This is a genomic window from Pseudomonas sp. MWU13-3659 (genome assembly GCF_023757525.1).
Classification (GTDB): domain Bacteria; phylum Pseudomonadota; class Gammaproteobacteria; order Pseudomonadales; family Pseudomonadaceae; genus Aquipseudomonas; species Aquipseudomonas entomophila_E.
In genome coordinates this window covers 58325-73004 of the sequence record NZ_JAMSHW010000003.1, presented here as the reverse complement: position 1 = coordinate 73004, position 14680 = coordinate 58325, and the positions used below count along the sequence as shown (strand labels likewise).

Annotated in this window: 15 protein-coding genes; 4 read left to right on the top strand and 11 right to left on the bottom strand. The window is 66.2% G+C overall.

Annotated features, from left to right (window positions below):
• Positions 1–91 precede the first annotated feature (91 nt).
• Positions 92–1045, bottom strand: coding sequence for a LysR substrate-binding domain-containing protein (locus NGM28_RS05400; protein ID WP_240066005.1), 954 nt, complete (start codon positions 1043–1045; stop codon positions 92–94).
• Positions 1046–1191: 146 nt separating this feature from the next.
• Between NGM28_RS05400 and NGM28_RS05395 the strand changes: the two genes are divergently transcribed.
• Positions 1192–2568, top strand: coding sequence for an L-serine ammonia-lyase (locus tag NGM28_RS05395; protein WP_252088980.1), 1377 nt, complete (start codon positions 1192–1194; stop codon positions 2566–2568).
• 146 nt (positions 2569–2714) lie between these two features.
• On the opposite strand, the gene NGM28_RS05390 is transcribed toward NGM28_RS05395, so the two are convergent.
• The 6 genes from NGM28_RS05390 to gspG form a co-directional block, all read right to left on the bottom strand.
• Positions 2715–3578: a LysR family transcriptional regulator gene (locus tag NGM28_RS05390; RefSeq protein ID WP_252088978.1), complete on the bottom strand. Its 864-nt coding sequence runs from the start codon at positions 3576–3578 to the stop codon at positions 2715–2717.
• Positions 3579–3656: 78 nt separating this feature from the next.
• Positions 3657–4505: an ABC transporter permease gene (locus NGM28_RS05385; protein WP_252088977.1), complete on the bottom strand. Its 849-nt coding sequence runs from the start codon at positions 4503–4505 to the stop codon at positions 3657–3659.
• On the bottom strand, positions 4502–5518 hold the full coding sequence (locus NGM28_RS05380; protein ID WP_240066009.1) for an ABC transporter substrate-binding protein: 1017 nt from the start codon (positions 5516–5518) through the stop codon (positions 4502–4504). The genes NGM28_RS05385 and NGM28_RS05380 overlap by 4 nt, the downstream gene beginning before the upstream one ends.
• Before the next feature lie 271 nt (positions 5519–5789).
• The gene (locus tag NGM28_RS05375; RefSeq protein WP_252088976.1) at positions 5790–6941 is read right to left on the bottom strand and encodes a GGDEF domain-containing protein; all 1152 of its coding nucleotides are present in this window, start codon (positions 6939–6941) and stop codon (positions 5790–5792) included.
• Between the two features lie 64 nt (positions 6942–7005).
• Positions 7006–8196, bottom strand: a complete 1191-nt coding sequence (locus NGM28_RS05370) for a type II secretion system F family protein (protein WP_252088975.1) — start codon at positions 8194–8196, stop codon at positions 7006–7008.
• A gap of 11 nt (positions 8197–8207) precedes the next feature.
• On the bottom strand, positions 8208–8633 hold the full coding sequence (gene gspG / locus NGM28_RS05365; protein WP_240066012.1) for a type II secretion system major pseudopilin GspG: 426 nt from the start codon (positions 8631–8633) through the stop codon (positions 8208–8210).
• A gap of 174 nt (positions 8634–8807) precedes the next feature.
• Here gspG and NGM28_RS05360 point away from each other — a divergent pair, with 174 nt between their 5' ends.
• Complete coding sequence (locus NGM28_RS05360) at positions 8808–9398, top strand: lytic transglycosylase domain-containing protein (protein ID WP_252088974.1); 591 nt, start codon at positions 8808–8810, stop codon at positions 9396–9398.
• A gap of 88 nt (positions 9399–9486) precedes the next feature.
• Here the strand turns inward: NGM28_RS05360 and NGM28_RS05355 are convergent, their stop codons facing one another.
• Positions 9487–10308, bottom strand: a complete 822-nt coding sequence (locus NGM28_RS05355) for an aldo/keto reductase (RefSeq protein ID WP_252088973.1) — start codon at positions 10306–10308, stop codon at positions 9487–9489.
• Positions 10296–11201: a LysR family transcriptional regulator gene (locus NGM28_RS05350; RefSeq protein ID WP_240066015.1), complete on the bottom strand. Its 906-nt coding sequence runs from the start codon at positions 11199–11201 to the stop codon at positions 10296–10298. Before NGM28_RS05350 ends, NGM28_RS05355 begins: the two co-directional genes overlap by 13 nt.
• A gap of 120 nt (positions 11202–11321) precedes the next feature.
• On the opposite strand from NGM28_RS05350, the gene NGM28_RS05345 reads away from it, so the two are divergent.
• Together NGM28_RS05345 and NGM28_RS05340 are read left to right on the top strand one after the other, a co-directional pair.
• Complete coding sequence (locus tag NGM28_RS05345) at positions 11322–12020, top strand: CoA transferase subunit A (RefSeq protein WP_240066016.1); 699 nt, start codon at positions 11322–11324, stop codon at positions 12018–12020.
• Between the two features lie 35 nt (positions 12021–12055).
• The gene (locus NGM28_RS05340; RefSeq protein WP_213660865.1) at positions 12056–12712 is read left to right on the top strand and encodes a CoA transferase subunit B; all 657 of its coding nucleotides are present in this window, start codon (positions 12056–12058) and stop codon (positions 12710–12712) included.
• Positions 12713–12872: 160 nt separating this feature from the next.
• Here the strand turns inward: NGM28_RS05340 and NGM28_RS05335 are convergent, their stop codons facing one another.
• A complete protein-coding gene (locus NGM28_RS05335; protein WP_252088972.1) occupies positions 12873–13592 on the bottom strand; it encodes a nucleotidyltransferase family protein in 720 nt (239 codons plus the stop codon).
• A 16-nt stretch (positions 13593–13608) separates the two neighbouring features.
• Positions 13609–14604 (bottom strand): GHMP family kinase ATP-binding protein, encoded by a 996-nt coding sequence (locus tag NGM28_RS05330; protein WP_252088970.1) that lies wholly within the window; start codon positions 14602–14604, stop codon positions 13609–13611.
• Positions 14605–14680: the final 76 nt, after the last annotated feature.

Here is a 14680-nt window from a genome sequence, read left to right as displayed (position 1 = left end):
CAGCGCGGTGCTTCCCAGGACATTGCACCGGGGATCCAGTGCGGGCCACTCACTCGCAAGACATCGGGGAGAGGAGCAGGCAACGAAACACCTAGAGCGGTTGGGTAACTTCGGACAACGGGTGCACAGTGCGAAAACCTTGCGCCTCCTCAACCAACCAGTCATGCACCGCCCGCGCCCCCGGCTGGCTCAGCCCACCCGGCTGGTACAGCAGCACATAGCGCTTGTGGTTGGCGATCGGCACCCCAAACGGCACGATCAGCGCGCCACGTTCCAGTTCGTCGTTGAGCAGCGTGCGCCGGGCGATGGCCACGCCAACCCCGGCGATGGCCGCCTCGATGGTCAGGTGGTTGCGGTTGAAGGTATGCCCCCGGCGCACGTCCAGCCCCTGCGCGCCGATACCTTCCAGGTAGAACTCCCATTCGGCGTATTCCGAACTGCCGCGCCAGGCGGTGATGTCGTGCAGCAGCGGGTAGTGCACCAGGTCCGCCGGCCCGTGCAGGGGCGGGCGGCCGCGCAGCAGGGCGGGCGAGCACACCGGGAATATCTGTTCGTCCAGCAAAGGGGTGGAGAGCATGCCCGGGTAGCTGCCGTCGTTGAGGTCGATGGCCAGGTCGAAGTCTTCCGGGTGCAGAGCCTGGTTGCTGTCCTCGGCCACCAGGCGCAGCGCGATGTCCGGGTAGCGCTGCTGGAAGCGTGGCAGGCGTGGCGTCAGCCATTTGGCCAGGAACGAGGGGATCGAGCGCAGGCGCAGGGTGCCGCGGATCTCGCCGGCATCCAGGCGCAGCAATTCCGCTTCGATGCCGCCGTAGGCCTCGGCCACGGTCTGCGCCAGGCGCTGGCCTTCGGCGGTCAGCTCGACACCTCGGGCGCGGCGCAGGAACAGGCGAAAGCCCAGGCGCTCTTCGAGCAAGCGCATCTGTTGGCTGACCGCGCCGGGGGTGATGTGCAGCTCTTCGGCGCAGCGAGTGAACGACAGGTGCCGCGCGGCGCAGGAGAACACATGCAGCCAGACGAACACCTGGCCATTGAGGGATCCTTTCATCGTTTAGTACTGCTAAAGGCTTGTGTAGGAAGTTTCGTTGGTCATGACGACCTTGGCGAGGCAGTATCGCGCAAATTCGCAATACCGCTCAATTTTTCCAGACAGCCGTGACGCATTGTCCATTGTGATCACGGCCAGGCATTAGCATGGCTATCAGTATTTTCGACCTTTTCAAGATTGGCATCGGCCCCTCCAGCTCCCACACCGTCGGCCCCATGCGCGCGGCGGCGACCTTCGCCCAGGCCCTGCGCGAGCGTGGCTGGCTGACCCGCGTGACGCGGGTCGAGGTGCGCCTGTACGGTTCGCTCTCGGCCACCGGTGTCGGCCACGCGACTGACCGGGCCTGCCTGCTGGGGCTGATGGGACAGTGGCCGGACCGCATCGACCCGCACAGCATCGAGTCGCGCATCGACCAGGTCATGAAGGAACAGAACCTGATGCTCGACGGCAGCCACCCGGTCGAGTTCCAGTATGCCCGTGACATGCGCCTGCTCGACGAAGACCTGGCCTATCACCCCAACGCGATGACCCTGGAATGCTTCGACGGTCAGGCCAGCCTGTTCAGCCAGACCTATTTTTCCGTGGGCGGTGGCTTCATCGTCGAGCAAGGCGAGATCGACGCACCCGAGGCGAACGCTGGCCAGGTGGAATTGCCTTATGAGTTCTCCAGCGGCGCCGAGTTGCTGGCCCTGTGCAAGGCCCACAACCTGAGCGTCAGCCAACTGATGATGGCCAATGAATGTGCCTGGCGCCCAGAGCATGAAGTGCGCGGGGGGCTGCTGAAGATCTGGGGCGCGATGCGCGAGTGCGTCGACAACGGCCTGCGCAACGAAGGCATCCTGCCCGGCGGGCTCAACGTCAAGCGTCGCGCCGCGCGCCTGCATCGCAGCCTGCAGGAGCTGGGCAAGCCCAACGTGATCGGCACGACGCTGAGCGCCATGGAGTGGGTCAACCTGTTCGCCCTGGCGGTCAACGAAGAAAACGCCGCCGGCGGGCGCATGGTCACCGCACCCACCAATGGCGCGGCGGGGATCATCCCGGCCGTGTTGCACTACTACATGAAGTTCAACCCTGGTGCCTGCGACGACGACGTAGTGGCGTTCCTCCTGGCGGCGGCCTCGGTGGGCATTCTGTGCAAGAAGAACGCGTCGATTTCCGGCGCCGAGGTTGGTTGCCAGGGCGAGGTCGGTTCGGCGTGCTCGATGGCGGCGGCGGGCCTGGCTGAATTGCTGGGGGCGACCCCGCCGCAATTGGAAAACGCTGCCGAAATCGCCCTGGAGCATAACCTGGGGCTGACCTGCGACCCGGTGGGTGGGTTGGTCCAGATCCCTTGCATCGAGCGCAATGCCATCGCCGCGGTGAAGGCGATCAATGCGGTACAGATGGCCCTGCGCGGCGATGGCGAGCACTTCATTTCCCTCGACCGGGTGATCCGCACCATGCGCGACACTGGCGCCGACATGCATGCCAACTACAAGGAAACCTCGCGCGGTGGCCTGGCGGTCGCCTTCGTCGAGTGTTGAGCCAGAGCCGCGCCGACACCTATCGTGTTGCCCGGTTCGCCGGCAAGCCGGCTCCTACAGGGATTGGGCGTTACCGCCGCCACCCTGTAGGAGCCAGCCTTGCTGGCGAACACCGGCAACTCCGGTGCCAGGCGCTGTGAAACTCTTCAATCCTCCAGCGCCGTCCTCAGCACCGCACTCAGGTGCCGGCGCTGGCTCTTTTCATGCTCCAGCAGCACCATCCGGCGGGTCAGCTGCGGCTCGCCGAAGGGCTGCACGGTGGCGGCCGGCAGGCGTTCCAGGTCCTCGTCGGCCATCGGAATGATCGCCACCCCCAGGCCCATGGCCGCCATGCGTGCCAAGGCTTCCTGGCTGTCCAGCTCCATCTGTTCGCTGACCTGCACATGCTGGCGGCGCAGTTCCTGTTCGATCTGCCGGCCGGCCCAGGCGCGCTTGTCGAAGCGCAGGAAGGGTTGTCCGGCCAGCAATTGCGCCACCGTCTGTCCAGCCAACGCCGGGCTGGCGATGGCCCAGAAGCGGTCCTCGAACAGCGGGGTGTAACTGAGGCACTGCGGATAGGGGCTGACCGGTTCGGTGGTGATCGCGGCATCCAGCTCGCCGTCCTCGACGCGCCGGGCCAGTTCCGCCGACATGCCCGACACCACGCTGATGTGCAGGTGCGGGTGATGGGCCTTGATCCACACCAACGCCTTGGGCAGGCGCCGGGCCAGCACGGTGTGGATCGCGCCGATGCGCAGGCGCCCGCGCAGGCCCGGGCCATTGGCCAGGGTGTCGGCGAGTTCTTCATAGGCGGTGAGGATGGTTTCGGCGCGAGCCACGGCCAGTTGCCCGGCTTCGGTCAGCACGACCTGCCGGCGGCTGCGGTCGAACAGGGCGACCTGCAGTTCGTCCTCAAGGGTCTTGATGTGCAGGCTCACCGCCGACGGTGTCAGGCTCAGCAGGTCGGCGGCGCGGGCGAAGGTGCCATGACGGGCGATGGTCACCAGGGTACGCAGGGCTTTGAGGGACACGCGGGGGAGGCTCCGGGCTGCACGGGTCGTGGCCGATTGTCCGGTTCGCCTCCGTGGCTGGCAAGCCCGTTTGCGGCGTCAGCGCTTCGGGCGGCCATAGGCCTGGCTGATCCGGTCGATCACCATGGCCAGCGCGACGATGGCCAGCCCGGCCTCCATGCCCTGGCCGACATTGAGCGTCTGGATACCGGCCAGCACATCTTCGCCCAACCCCCGGGCGCCGATCATCGACGCCACCACCACCATCGACAGGGCCATCATCACCGACTGGTTGAGCCCGGCCATGATGCTCGGCAGGGCCAGGGGCAGGGCGATGCGCCACAGCCGCTGCCAGCGACTGGCGCCCAGGCCGTGGGCGGCTTGCAGCAAGGAAGGTTCGATCTGCGCCAGGCCCAGCTCAGTCAGGCGCACCAGCGGCGGCAGGGCGTAGATCAGGGTGGCGAACACTGCGGGCACCTTGCCCAGGCCGAACAGCATCAGCACCGGGATCAGGTAGACGAAGGCCGGCAGGGTCTGCATCGCGTCCAGCACCGGCAGCAGCAGGCGCCGGGCCAGCGGCCGGGTAGCCAGCAGGATACCCAGGGGCACGCCGACCAGCACGCACAGGCTGGTGCTGACCAGCACCAGGGCGAGGGTCTGCAACAGCTTGTCCCACAGCCCCAGTACGCCGATCAGGGCCAGCAGCAGCGTCAGCACCACGGCCCGCGCCAGGCTGCGGCTGGCGTGCCAGGCCAGCAACCCCACCAGCAGCAGTAACAGCCACCAGGGCAACAGGCGCAGCAGGTTCTCCAGCGCCACCAGCACTTGCAGCAACTGCTCGGAGACACCACGCAGGTAGTCGCCGTAGTGCAGCACCAGCCAGTCGACCAGGCGGTTGACCCAGGGGGCGAAGGAGAATTGCAGGGCTTCGGGGAAGCCACCGCTCACAGGGCGGCCTCGACCTTGGCGGCACTGTCGGCCGGCAGCCAGGCCTTCCACACTTCAGGGTGGTTACGCAGGAAGGTGAGCGCCGCTTCACGGGGCGGCTGGCGTGACTCGCTCATCCGCGCCAGGGCCTTGTTCAGCGGGTCGATGGGCAAATCAACCTTTTCGAACAGGGCGACCAGCTCGGGATGGGTGTCGTGGAACGCCTTCGACACGCCAATCGAAAGCTTGGCCGGCAACGAGCGGCAGCCCTGCGGGTTGGGGTTGGCGGCATCGGTGAGGGTAGCCCAGGCGGCGGCGTCGAACGGCGGCTCTTCCAGGCGCACCAGTTCGTATCGGCCCATCAGCGGGGTCGGGCTCCAGTAGTAGAACAGCACCGGCTTGCCCAGGCGGATCTGCGCCGCGATCTCGGCATCGAGGGCGGCGCCGGAGCCGCTGCGGAAATTGTTGTACAGGCCGTCCAGGCCATAGGCCTTGAGTTTCTGGCTGTTGACGGTTTCGGAGGTCCAGCCGCTGGGGCTGTTGAGGAAGCGGCCCTTGTCAGGAGCCTCGGGGTCCTTGAAAACCTCTGGGTAGCGCTTGAGATCCGCGACGCTGCGCAGGTCGGGCGCCAGTGCCTTGAGGTCGCGCGCGGCATCGCCCTTGATCACATAGGCCGGCACCCACCAGCCTTCCTCGGCGTTCTTCACCGTGTCGCCCAGGGCGAACACCTGGCCGGCCTGTTCGGCCTTGACCCAGGCCGGGCTGCGGCCGGCCCATTCCTCGGCGATCACCTGCAGGTCGTTGCGGGCCAGGGCCACCTCCATGCTGACGGTGCTGCCGGGAAGGGTGTCGGTGGCATAGCCATAACCGTGCTCGACGATGAGGCGCAGGATCTCGGTGGTCAGCGCGCCGCTATCCCAACCGATGGCACCGAAGTGGATGGGGGCCGGTTGCTCGGCGGCTGCGGCGGAGTCGGTGGTGGCCAGGCCCAGGGCGAGCAGCAGGCCGGCCAGCAGGGTGGGGATCTTCTTCATCGGGGCCTCGTCGATTGCCGTTCCGTGGGTAGGGGCAAAGTGTAGACGACGACATCTGAGCCCTGTCGCGCGGCCTGCTTGGGTCGTGTTCTTCGGGGTTTACGCTTACCTCTGTAGGAGCGGCCTTGTGCCGCGAAAGGGCCGCAAAGCGGCCCCGGCAATCTTTGCTTAGCACTGAGTCCTGGGGCCGCTACGCAGCCCTTTCGCGGCACAAGGCCGCTCCTACAGGGGAGGCACCGATCCAGAGGCTGGGACGGTCCCTGTGGGAGGGTTATCCAGCGTACTGCAAGGCCCGGCTGCGCCCTTGCTGCTTGGCCTGATACAGGGCGTGGTCGGCCATCGACAGCAGCCGTGAGAGGTCGCATTGCTGCGCGGGCTGGCTGGCAATGCCGATGCTTACGCCCAGCACACCAGGCTCCAGCAGTGGCAAGGCGGCGAATGCCGCGCAGATCCGCCGCGCAACGTGCTCGGCCGCCGCTTCGTCGCCACCCGGCAGCAGGCAGGCGAACTCTTCGCCGCCAATCCGCGCTAACAGGTCGCCCTGGCGCAGGTGGCGACGGGCTTCCTCGGCGAACGCCAGCAACACCTGGTCGCCCTTGGGGTGGCCGTATTGGTCATTGATGCGCTTGAAATGATCCAGGTCGCACAGCAGCAAGGCCACCGGCGCCCGATGGGCCGCGCAGTCGTGCAGCAGGTGGGTGCCGTGCTCCATGAACGCCCTGCGGTTGCCGATACCCGTCAGTGGGTCGCTGTAGGCGGCGGCGCGCAACTGCACTTCGGCGCGCTCGCGAACCATGGCCAGGGTGACATAGGAAATACCGATGGCGAACAGCATCGATTCGAACAGGATGAAGGCGAAGAAGCCCGGCTGCCTGCCCTGGTCGGCGATGGCCTGGTCCAGGGCGGCGCCGTCGTCGATCAACAGGCGTGCGAAATACACCGCGCCGTGCAGCCCGGTCAGGATCAGCGCCGGGGTGTACGACACCGGCAGGTGGACCCGTGGGCGGTACAGTTCGCGGATGCACAGGCCGGTGTAGAACAGGGTCAGCAGCGAGTAGGCCTGCACCCGCAGGCCAAGGGTGGCGTAAAAGCCCGGCCACAAGCTGAACAGCCACCAGAGCACGGCGCCGGCGAATACCAGCGGCCAATGTGCAGTGCGCCCGCCGAACACGCGCATGGCGGTCCAGCCCAGGCCTGCGCCGATCAGCAGGACGATGTTGCCCAGCACCAGCGCCAGGTAGTCCAGCCCCAGGCCGCGCAGGGCATTCAGGCTGACGCCGAGGGTGCAGGTCAGCAGCATCGCCCCCAGGTAGCCCAGGCTCGGGTCGCCGGCGCAGCGGCGCCAGGCGTGCAGGGTCAGGCTGCCCATCAGGGCGAAGATGAACACGGCGACCAGCATCAGGGTCGGCAGGCTAAGCGGCACGGTGCAAGGCTCTCGGGGTAAACGGCGCATGCTAAGCCAGGCTTGTGGCCATTTGCCAGCTTGCTCAATGGATACTTGAGGCCAGTTCGAAGATCGGCATGTACATCAGGATCACGATCAGCCCGATCAGCAGGCCGATGAAGGTCATCAGCAGCGGCTCGAACAGTTTGACGAACCACTCCACCCAGCGGCCGATTTCCTGGTCGTGGAAGTCCGCGCAGCGTTCCAGCATCTCGCCCAGGTTGCCCGATTGCTCACCCGCGCGCAGCAGGCGCAAGGCCACCGGCGTCACCAGTTGCCCGGTTGCCAGCGCGTCGGACAGGGGCAGGCCTTCGGCGACACGGCGGCTGGCATGCTCCAGGCCATCGGCTGCGGCGCTGCCGAGCAGCCCGCGGGCCATGCCCAGGGCGGTGAGAATCGGGATGCCGCCCTGCAGCAGGATCCCCAGCGAGCGATAGAAACGCGCCAGCTCATACATCACCAGGCGCCGGTGCAGGGCCGGGATCCGTCGCGACTGGCGGCTGGCCCAGCGGCGCACGGCGGGATGGCGACGCATAGCGACCAGCATCGCGATACCACCGAGGGCGCCGAGGCCCAGGGGCAGTTGCTGGGCATGCAGGAACAAGCCGATCTGCATCAGCACCCGCGACAGCCAGGGCAACTCGGTGCCCATGCCCTCGAACACCAGGCTGAACCTCGGCACCACGTAGCCCAGCAGGAACAGCACCACGCCACCGCCCACCAGCAACAGCAGCAATGGATAGACCGAGGCGCCGACCAGTTTCTGCCGCACCAGGTCCAGGCGTTGGCGATAACCGATGTAGCGGGCCAGGGCATCCCCCAGCGCGCCGGTGCGTTCACTGGACTGCACCAGGGCCACGTAGAGGCTGGGGAACACCTGTGGTTGCCGGGCAAGGGCCTGGGACAGCGAGCGGCCTTCGTAGAGTTGGCGCACCAGCAGCTCCAGTGGCTTGCGCGTGGTGCCGGCGCTGGCCTTTTCGGTCAGGCTTTCCAGGGCGTCTATCAGGGGCAGGCCGGCGTTGAGCAGGGTGGCCAGTTCCTGGCTGAACAGCACCAGGTCGAAGGCCGCCGCGCGGCGCCAGGGCAGGGCGCGCAGGCCCAGCCCCTGGCCGCGCACGCTGAGCACGCGCAAGCCCTGGTCCTGGGCCTGGCGTCGGGCCTGTTCGATGTCTTCGGCTTCCACCTGCAACTGCACCACGCCCTGGCTGCCCAGGGCCTTGAGTCGAAAGCGCATGGCTTGGGCCCTCACTGCCAACTGGTGATCTCGGCGTTTTCCCCGTCACCCCCGGGCTGGCCGTCCTTGCCCATCGACAGCAGGTCGTATTCGCCGCCGTTCTCGCCCGGTTGCCGGTAGAGGTAGGCGCGGCCCCATGGGTCCTGGGGCACAGCTTTCTGCAGGTAGGGGCCGGACCAGCGAGCCTCGCCGCTGGGCGCAACCACCAGGGCCTGCAGGCCCTGCTCACTGCTGGGGTAGTGGCCGACTTCGAGGCGATACAGGTCCAGCGCCTTGCCCAGGCCTTCGATCTGCGCCCGCGCCACCTTCGCTTCGGAGCGGCCTAGCTGGCTGAAGTACTTGGGCGCGACGATGCCGGCCAAAAGACCGAGCACCACCAGCACCACCAGCAGTTCGAGCAGGGTGAAACCACGTTGGGCGAAATGTCTGCGCTGCATGGGGGAACCCTCCGTTGCGTGTGCAGTGGGCTCATGCAACTGCCGTGCACGTCTGCGCCGGGCCCTTGCGCCATGCGGGATGGCAAGCGGCACGCGGCTTGCGTCGTCACTGCGGGCCCGGGGTTTTCCGGGGCATTTCCCCCACATCGGGGGCCACGGTGGGAGGCGATCGACATGCGTGGACTGATTCTGGGATTGACCGGGCTGCTGGCGCTGGGCGCCCAGGCCGATGTGTATGTCTCCAGCGACGGCAAGGGTGGTTACGTGCTGTCCAACGTGCACCGGCCGGGGCGGCACTATGAGCGGGTGATCAGCGAAACGGGCACGGGGCCGGTCGATGCACAGCTGGTCACCGGGCGCCCCTACGCCGACCTGGTGGCCGCCGCCGCGCTGGCCAACGATGTGCCGCAGGCGTTGTTGCATGCGTTGATCAAGGCCGAGTCCGGCTACAACCCCAAGGCGCGCTCGGCCAAGGGCGCGGGTGGGTTGATGCAGTTGATGCCGGACACTGCCAGGGAACTGGGGGTGAAGGATGTGCTGGACCCGCAGTCCAATCTGCAGGGCGGCGCGCGTTATCTGAAGCGCATGCTGACGCTGTTCGACAACGACATCACCCTGGCGGTGGCGGCCTATAACGCCGGGCCGGAAGCGGTGCTCAGCCGTGGCAAGGTAGTGCCCCCGTTTGCCGAGACCCGGCGCTATGTGCCGACGGTGTTGCGTGACTACCGACTATTGCGAGGGTTGGCGGCAGACGCGCCCTTGTAGGAGCCGGCTTGCCGGCGAACACCGGCAAAGCCGGTGCCCATCAACGCGTTGCCGGGTTCGCCGGCAAGCCGGCTCCTACAGGAGGGCATCAGAGCATCGCCAGGCGCTGCTTGCGCGTTGGCGGCGGGAACGCCTGGTCGATCGCTTGCAGGTCTGCGTCGTCCAGCGCCAGTGCTCCGGCCGCCGCGTTCAAGCGCACATGCTCGGGCTTCACCGCCTTGGGAATGGCGATCACCCCATCGTCACGCGTCACCCACGCCAGGCTGACCTGCGCCGGCGTCGCCCCATGGCGCTCGGCGATTTCCCCCAACACCGGGTGGCGCAGCAAGCGCCCGGCCTGGGCCAAGGGGCAATAGGCCATGGTTGGTAGCTGTTGTTGTCGGCTCCATGGCAGCAGGTCGAACTCGATGCCGCGCTCGGCCGGGTTGTACAGCACCTGGTTGGTGGCGCAGGCGGGGCTGTCCAGCTCGCGCAGGTCATCGAGGTCGAAGTTGGAGACGCCCCAGCGGCGGATCTTGCCCTGCTCGACCAGGCGCTCGAAGGCTTCCACCGTTTCTTCCAACGGGTACTGTCCGCGCCAGTGCAACAGGTACAGGTCGATGCAGTCGGTGCCCAGGCGCTTGAGGCTGCGCTCACAGGCTTCAGGTACACCGCGCCGGCTGGCGTTGTGCGGATACACTTTGCTGACCAGGAACACCTGGTCGCGGCGCCCGGCGATGGCCTGGCCGACCACCCGCTCGGCACCGCCCTCGGCGTACATCTCGGCGGTATCGATCAGGGTCAGGCCGAGCTCGATCCCCTGTTGCAGCGCCGCTACCTCGGCGGCTTTGTGGCCTGGATCCTCGCCCATGTACCAGGTGCCCTGGCCAATGGTCGGCACGCGGGAGCCCGCCAGATTCACGTATCGCATGTCACCTCCTGTGGAAGGGTATGGGTCAGCAGTACATCGAGCAGGGCCTCGGCGGCTTTCGACAGCTTGTGGTCGCTCAGGGCGATCACGCCGATGCGCCGCTCGATGGTGGGTTCGACCAGCGCCACACAGCGCGCGCCGAGCTCCTGCATCTGCTCGATGCACAGCGCCGGCACGGCGCTTACGCCCAGGCCGCTGGCGACCATGCGGCCGACAGTCGACAGCTGGTGGCTTTCGAAGGCCACCGCGAGCTTGCCATGGTTGGCGGCCAGGTGTTGCTCCAGCAGCAGGCGCACGGCGGAGGGCCGCTGCAGGGCGATGAAGTCCTGGGCCAGCAGTTCCTGCCAGCGCACCTGGGGCTGGCGGGCGAGGGGCGAGTCGGCGGGCACCACGGCGACGAAACGGTCCATGTACAGCGGATGAAAGCGCAACGCCTCGCTGCGCTCGGGCTCGAAGCCGATGCCCAACTCGACGCGGCGGTGGCGCACCAGCTCCAGCACCTGCTCGTTGATCACGTCGTGCACGGTGACGTTGACCTTGGGGTAGCGCTGGCGAAACACCTTGAGCGACTGCGGCAGCAGGTTGCCGGCGAAGGCCGGCATGGCCGCCACCGACACTCGGCCCAGTTGCAGGGTGAAGCGCTGGCGCAGCAGTTCTTCGGTGTCGTCCCAGTCGGCCAGCAGGCGCCGGGCCAGGGGCAGCAGCACCTCGCCCTCGGGGGTCAGGCTGACGCTGCGGGTGGTGCGGGTGAGCAGGGCGCCGCCGAGGTTGTCCTCCAGCGCCTTGATGGTCAGGCTCAGGGCCGGTTGCGAGACGTGCAGGTGTTCGCCGGCCTGGGCGAAGCTCTGGTACTTGGCCACGGTGACGAAAGCACGCAGCTGCTTGACGTTCATGACAGGCTTGCCCTTTGTTTTGCAAAAGTTATCAATCGATGACGAAAACAAAATTAACAAATCAGTCGTCTACAGTGAAGATGACCGCACGGTTCCAACAACTACAAAAGGCGACTGAGCATGGCCGGACTGGACAAGCGTGTAGCAACTTATGAAGAGGCCCTGGCAGGCCTGACCGACGACATGACGGTACTGGCCGGCGGATTCGGCCTGTGCGGCATCCCTGAGAACCTCATCGCCGAGATCAAGCGCCGTGGCGTCAAGGGCCTGACCGTGGTCTCCAACAACTGCGGCGTCGACGGTTTCGGTTTGGGCGTGCTGCTCGAGGACCGGCAGATCCGCAAGATGGTTGCCTCGTACGTGGGCGAGAACGCCGAGTTCGAGCGCCAGCTGCTCAGCGGCGAGCTGGAAGTGGTACTGACCCCGCAAGGCACCCTGGCCGAGAAGATGCGCGCCGGTGGTGCTGGCATCCCGGCCTTCTACACCGCCACCGGCTACGGCACCCCGGTCGCCGAAGGCAAGGAAGTGCGCGAGTTCAAGGGCCGCAAGTACATCCTCGAAGAGTCGATCACCGGCGACTTCGCCATCGTCAAGGGCTGGAAGGCCGACCACTACGGCAACGTGATTTACCGCAACACCGCGCAGAACTTCAACCCGCTGGCCGCCACCGCCGGCAAGATCACCGTGGTCGAGGTCGAGGAGATCGTCGAGCCCGGCGTGCTGCTGCCCAGCGAGATCCACACCCCGGGCATCTACGTCGACCGGATCATCGTCGGCACCTTCGAGAAGCGCATCGAGAAGCGCACCGTCAAGGCCTGAGCGCCAACCTCAAGAACAACAAAGAGATCCTGACCATGGCATTGACCCGCGAACAAATGGCCCAACGCGTCGCCCGTGAACTGAAGGACGGCTACTACGTCAACCTCGGTATCGGCATCCCCACCCTGGTGGCCAACTACGTCCCCGCCGACATGGACGTGATGCTGCAATCGGAAAACGGCCTGCTGGGCATGGGCGAGTTCCCCACCGAGAGCACGATCGACGCCGACATGATCAACGCCGGCAAGCAGACCGTCACCGCCCGCCGTGGCGCGTCGATCTTCGACTCGGCGCAGTCCTTCGCGATGATCCGCGGCGGTCACGTCGACCTCACTGTGCTGGGGGCCTTCGAGGTGGACGTGGAAGGCAACATCGCCTCGTGGATGATCCCCGGCAAGCTGGTCAAGGGCATGGGCGGCGCCATGGACCTGGTGGCCGGCGCCGACAACATCATCGTCACCATGACCCACGCCTCGAAGGACGGCGAGTCCAAGTTGCTGCCGCGTTGCAGCCTGCCGCTGACCGGTGCCGGCTGCATCCGCAAGGTGCTGACCGACCTGGCTTACCTGGAGATCGACAACGGCGCGTTCATCCTGCGCGAGACCGCGCCGGGGGTGAGTGTCGAGGAGATCATCGAGAAGACTGCCGGCAAGCTGATCGTGCCGGATGATGTGAAGGAAATGACGTTCTGATGGTGTAGGTGTCTCGTAAACCCCGTGGCGGTGCCTCGGGGTTTTTTATTTCGTGCTGGTGGGCAGGTGCAGGGCTACAGCTTTGTAGCGTTCTCGAGATCGAGCGCCGCCCGCACGGCGCTCGGTCTCATGGGCACTGCAAAACCTTCGTCGAACACCCCTAACGCGGCGCATTGATCAACGCACCCGCCCGCTGATAATCATGGGGCACCCCGATATCGATAAACCGCCCCGATGCCTCGAACCCCAGCACATTCAACCCGCTGTCCAGCCACTGCGGCAGCAACTGCTCCTCCAACGACGCCGCTTGCCCGGCACGGTGAGCGAGGTACTCCAGGCATGCCCGACGCATCCAGTAGACCCCGCCGTTGACCCATGCCCCCGCATCGGCGCGGGTATGGGCAAAGGCCAGGACGTGACCGCTGTCATCGAGGGTGATGCCTGTGTACCGCCGGGGTTCCCCACTGCGATAGAGCGCCAGGCAGCAGTCTGCGTGGTGCTGCTCGGCGTACTGCTGAAGCGTGGCCAGGTCCAGGGTGAACCAGGTGTCGCCATTGAGCAGCAGGAAGTTCTTGTCGGCCTCCGTCAGGTGTTCGAGCGCCATCAGCAACCCGCCACCTGTGCCCAAGGGCTGCGGCTCCCTTGCATAGTTCAGCGCGGCGCCACGGTAAAAATCGCCGAAGTGCTCGATGATTGCTTCGTGGCGGTAACCGACCGAGAGCACGAAGCGCTCGATGCCCTGGTCGATCCAGTAGTCGAACAGATACTCCAGGAACGGCCGCCCGGCGACAGGCGCCATCGGTTTGGGTACATCGCTGACCACGCTGCGCAAGCGTGTGCCCAGGCCTCCGGCCAGAACCACCGCGGTACGTATGGACATGTCTTGGGCTCCTGTATCAGAAGGCACTGGGCTGGTAGCGCATCAGTTGGCTGCCGGACGGCTCGAACCGGAAGGGCACATGGACAAGGTCGCGCAGGCTTTCGCGGACCTGGGCTTGCCGCTCGGGTTTGACGAACAACAGCATGAAACCGCCACCGCCGGCCCCCAGCAGCTTGCCGCCAATGGCGCCCGACGACCGGGCGATGGTGTAGAGGTGGTCGATGTCTTGGTTGCTGACCTGGTTCGACAGGTTCTTCTTCAGCAGCCAGCTGCAATGCAGCAACTCGCCAAAGGCCTCCAGCGGCCCTGGGCCCTGGAGAATGGCGAGTGCCTCGTCGACCATGGCATGGAGTCGGGTCAGCTCAGCGAGACGGTTGCCCAGGTTGTCGATCTTCGACTGGGCAATCTTGGCCGCGATCCTGGAAAAACCGGTGAAGAACAGCATCAGGTGATCTTGCAGCGCCACGAGTCGAGGCCTTGGCACATCGGCCGGGGTAACGGTGAAACCGCCATCGCCGCGCAGGAAGTCGATCCGGTTGAAGCCACCAATCGCGGCGGCGATCTGGTCCTGGGAGCCGACGCTTTCGCCGATGACCTGCTGTTCCACATGCTGGGCCAGCCTGGCGAGCGCTTCACGGGCGATGGCGTGGCCCTGCAGGGCCTTCAATGCGTGCAGCAGGCCGACGGTGAAGGAGGAACTGGAGCCCATGCCCGAGCGGGCCGGCAGGTCGCCGTCGACATGGATCTCCAGGCCGTCTTCGCAGCCCAGGTACTGCAAAACCGCGCGCACCGCGGGGTGTTCGATCTCGCGGGGGTGCATCACGTTCTCGATCCGTGAATAGGCAATCCGGAACCGGTGTTCGAAAAACGGCGGCAAGTGGCGGCAGCTGATATAGCAATACTTGTCGATGGCGGTGGACAGTACCGCGCCGCCATGGGCTTTGTACCAGGCGGGATAATCCGTGCCGCCGCCAAAGAACGAAATACGATAAGGCGTGCGGGTAATGATCACAGGCGAGCAACTCCCAATATACAACTGTGTATGTGGGGGCGTGATTCATTGTGCGGCCGGCTCACAATGCAAGCGC

Bases quoted from the DNA above. Each gene is read 5' to 3' on its own strand.
- NGM28_RS05400 (WP_240066005.1), bottom strand. From the start codon at position 1,045: ATGAAAGGATCCCTCAATGGCCAGGTGTTCGTCTGGCTGCATGTGTTC.
- NGM28_RS05395 (WP_252088980.1), top strand. From the start codon at position 1,192: ATGGCTATCAGTATTTTCGACCTTTTCAAGATTGGCATCGGCCCCTCC.
- NGM28_RS05380 (WP_240066009.1), bottom strand. From the start codon at position 5,518: ATGAAGAAGATCCCCACCCTGCTGGCCGGCCTGCTGCTCGCCCTGGGC.
- NGM28_RS05370 (WP_252088975.1), bottom strand. From the start codon at position 8,196: ATGCGCTTTCGACTCAAGGCCCTGGGCAGCCAGGGCGTGGTGCAGTTG.
- gspG (WP_240066012.1), bottom strand. From the start codon at position 8,633: ATGCAGCGCAGACATTTCGCCCAACGTGGTTTCACCCTGCTCGAACTG.
- NGM28_RS05360 (WP_252088974.1), top strand. From the start codon at position 8,808: ATGCGTGGACTGATTCTGGGATTGACCGGGCTGCTGGCGCTGGGCGCC.
- NGM28_RS05355 (WP_252088973.1), bottom strand. From the start codon at position 10,308: ATGCGATACGTGAATCTGGCGGGCTCCCGCGTGCCGACCATTGGCCAG.
- NGM28_RS05350 (WP_240066015.1), bottom strand. From the start codon at position 11,201: ATGAACGTCAAGCAGCTGCGTGCTTTCGTCACCGTGGCCAAGTACCAG.
- NGM28_RS05345 (WP_240066016.1), top strand. From the start codon at position 11,322: ATGGCCGGACTGGACAAGCGTGTAGCAACTTATGAAGAGGCCCTGGCA.
- NGM28_RS05340 (WP_213660865.1), top strand. From the start codon at position 12,056: ATGGCATTGACCCGCGAACAAATGGCCCAACGCGTCGCCCGTGAACTG.
- NGM28_RS05335 (WP_252088972.1), bottom strand. From the start codon at position 13,592: ATGTCCATACGTACCGCGGTGGTTCTGGCCGGAGGCCTGGGCACACGC.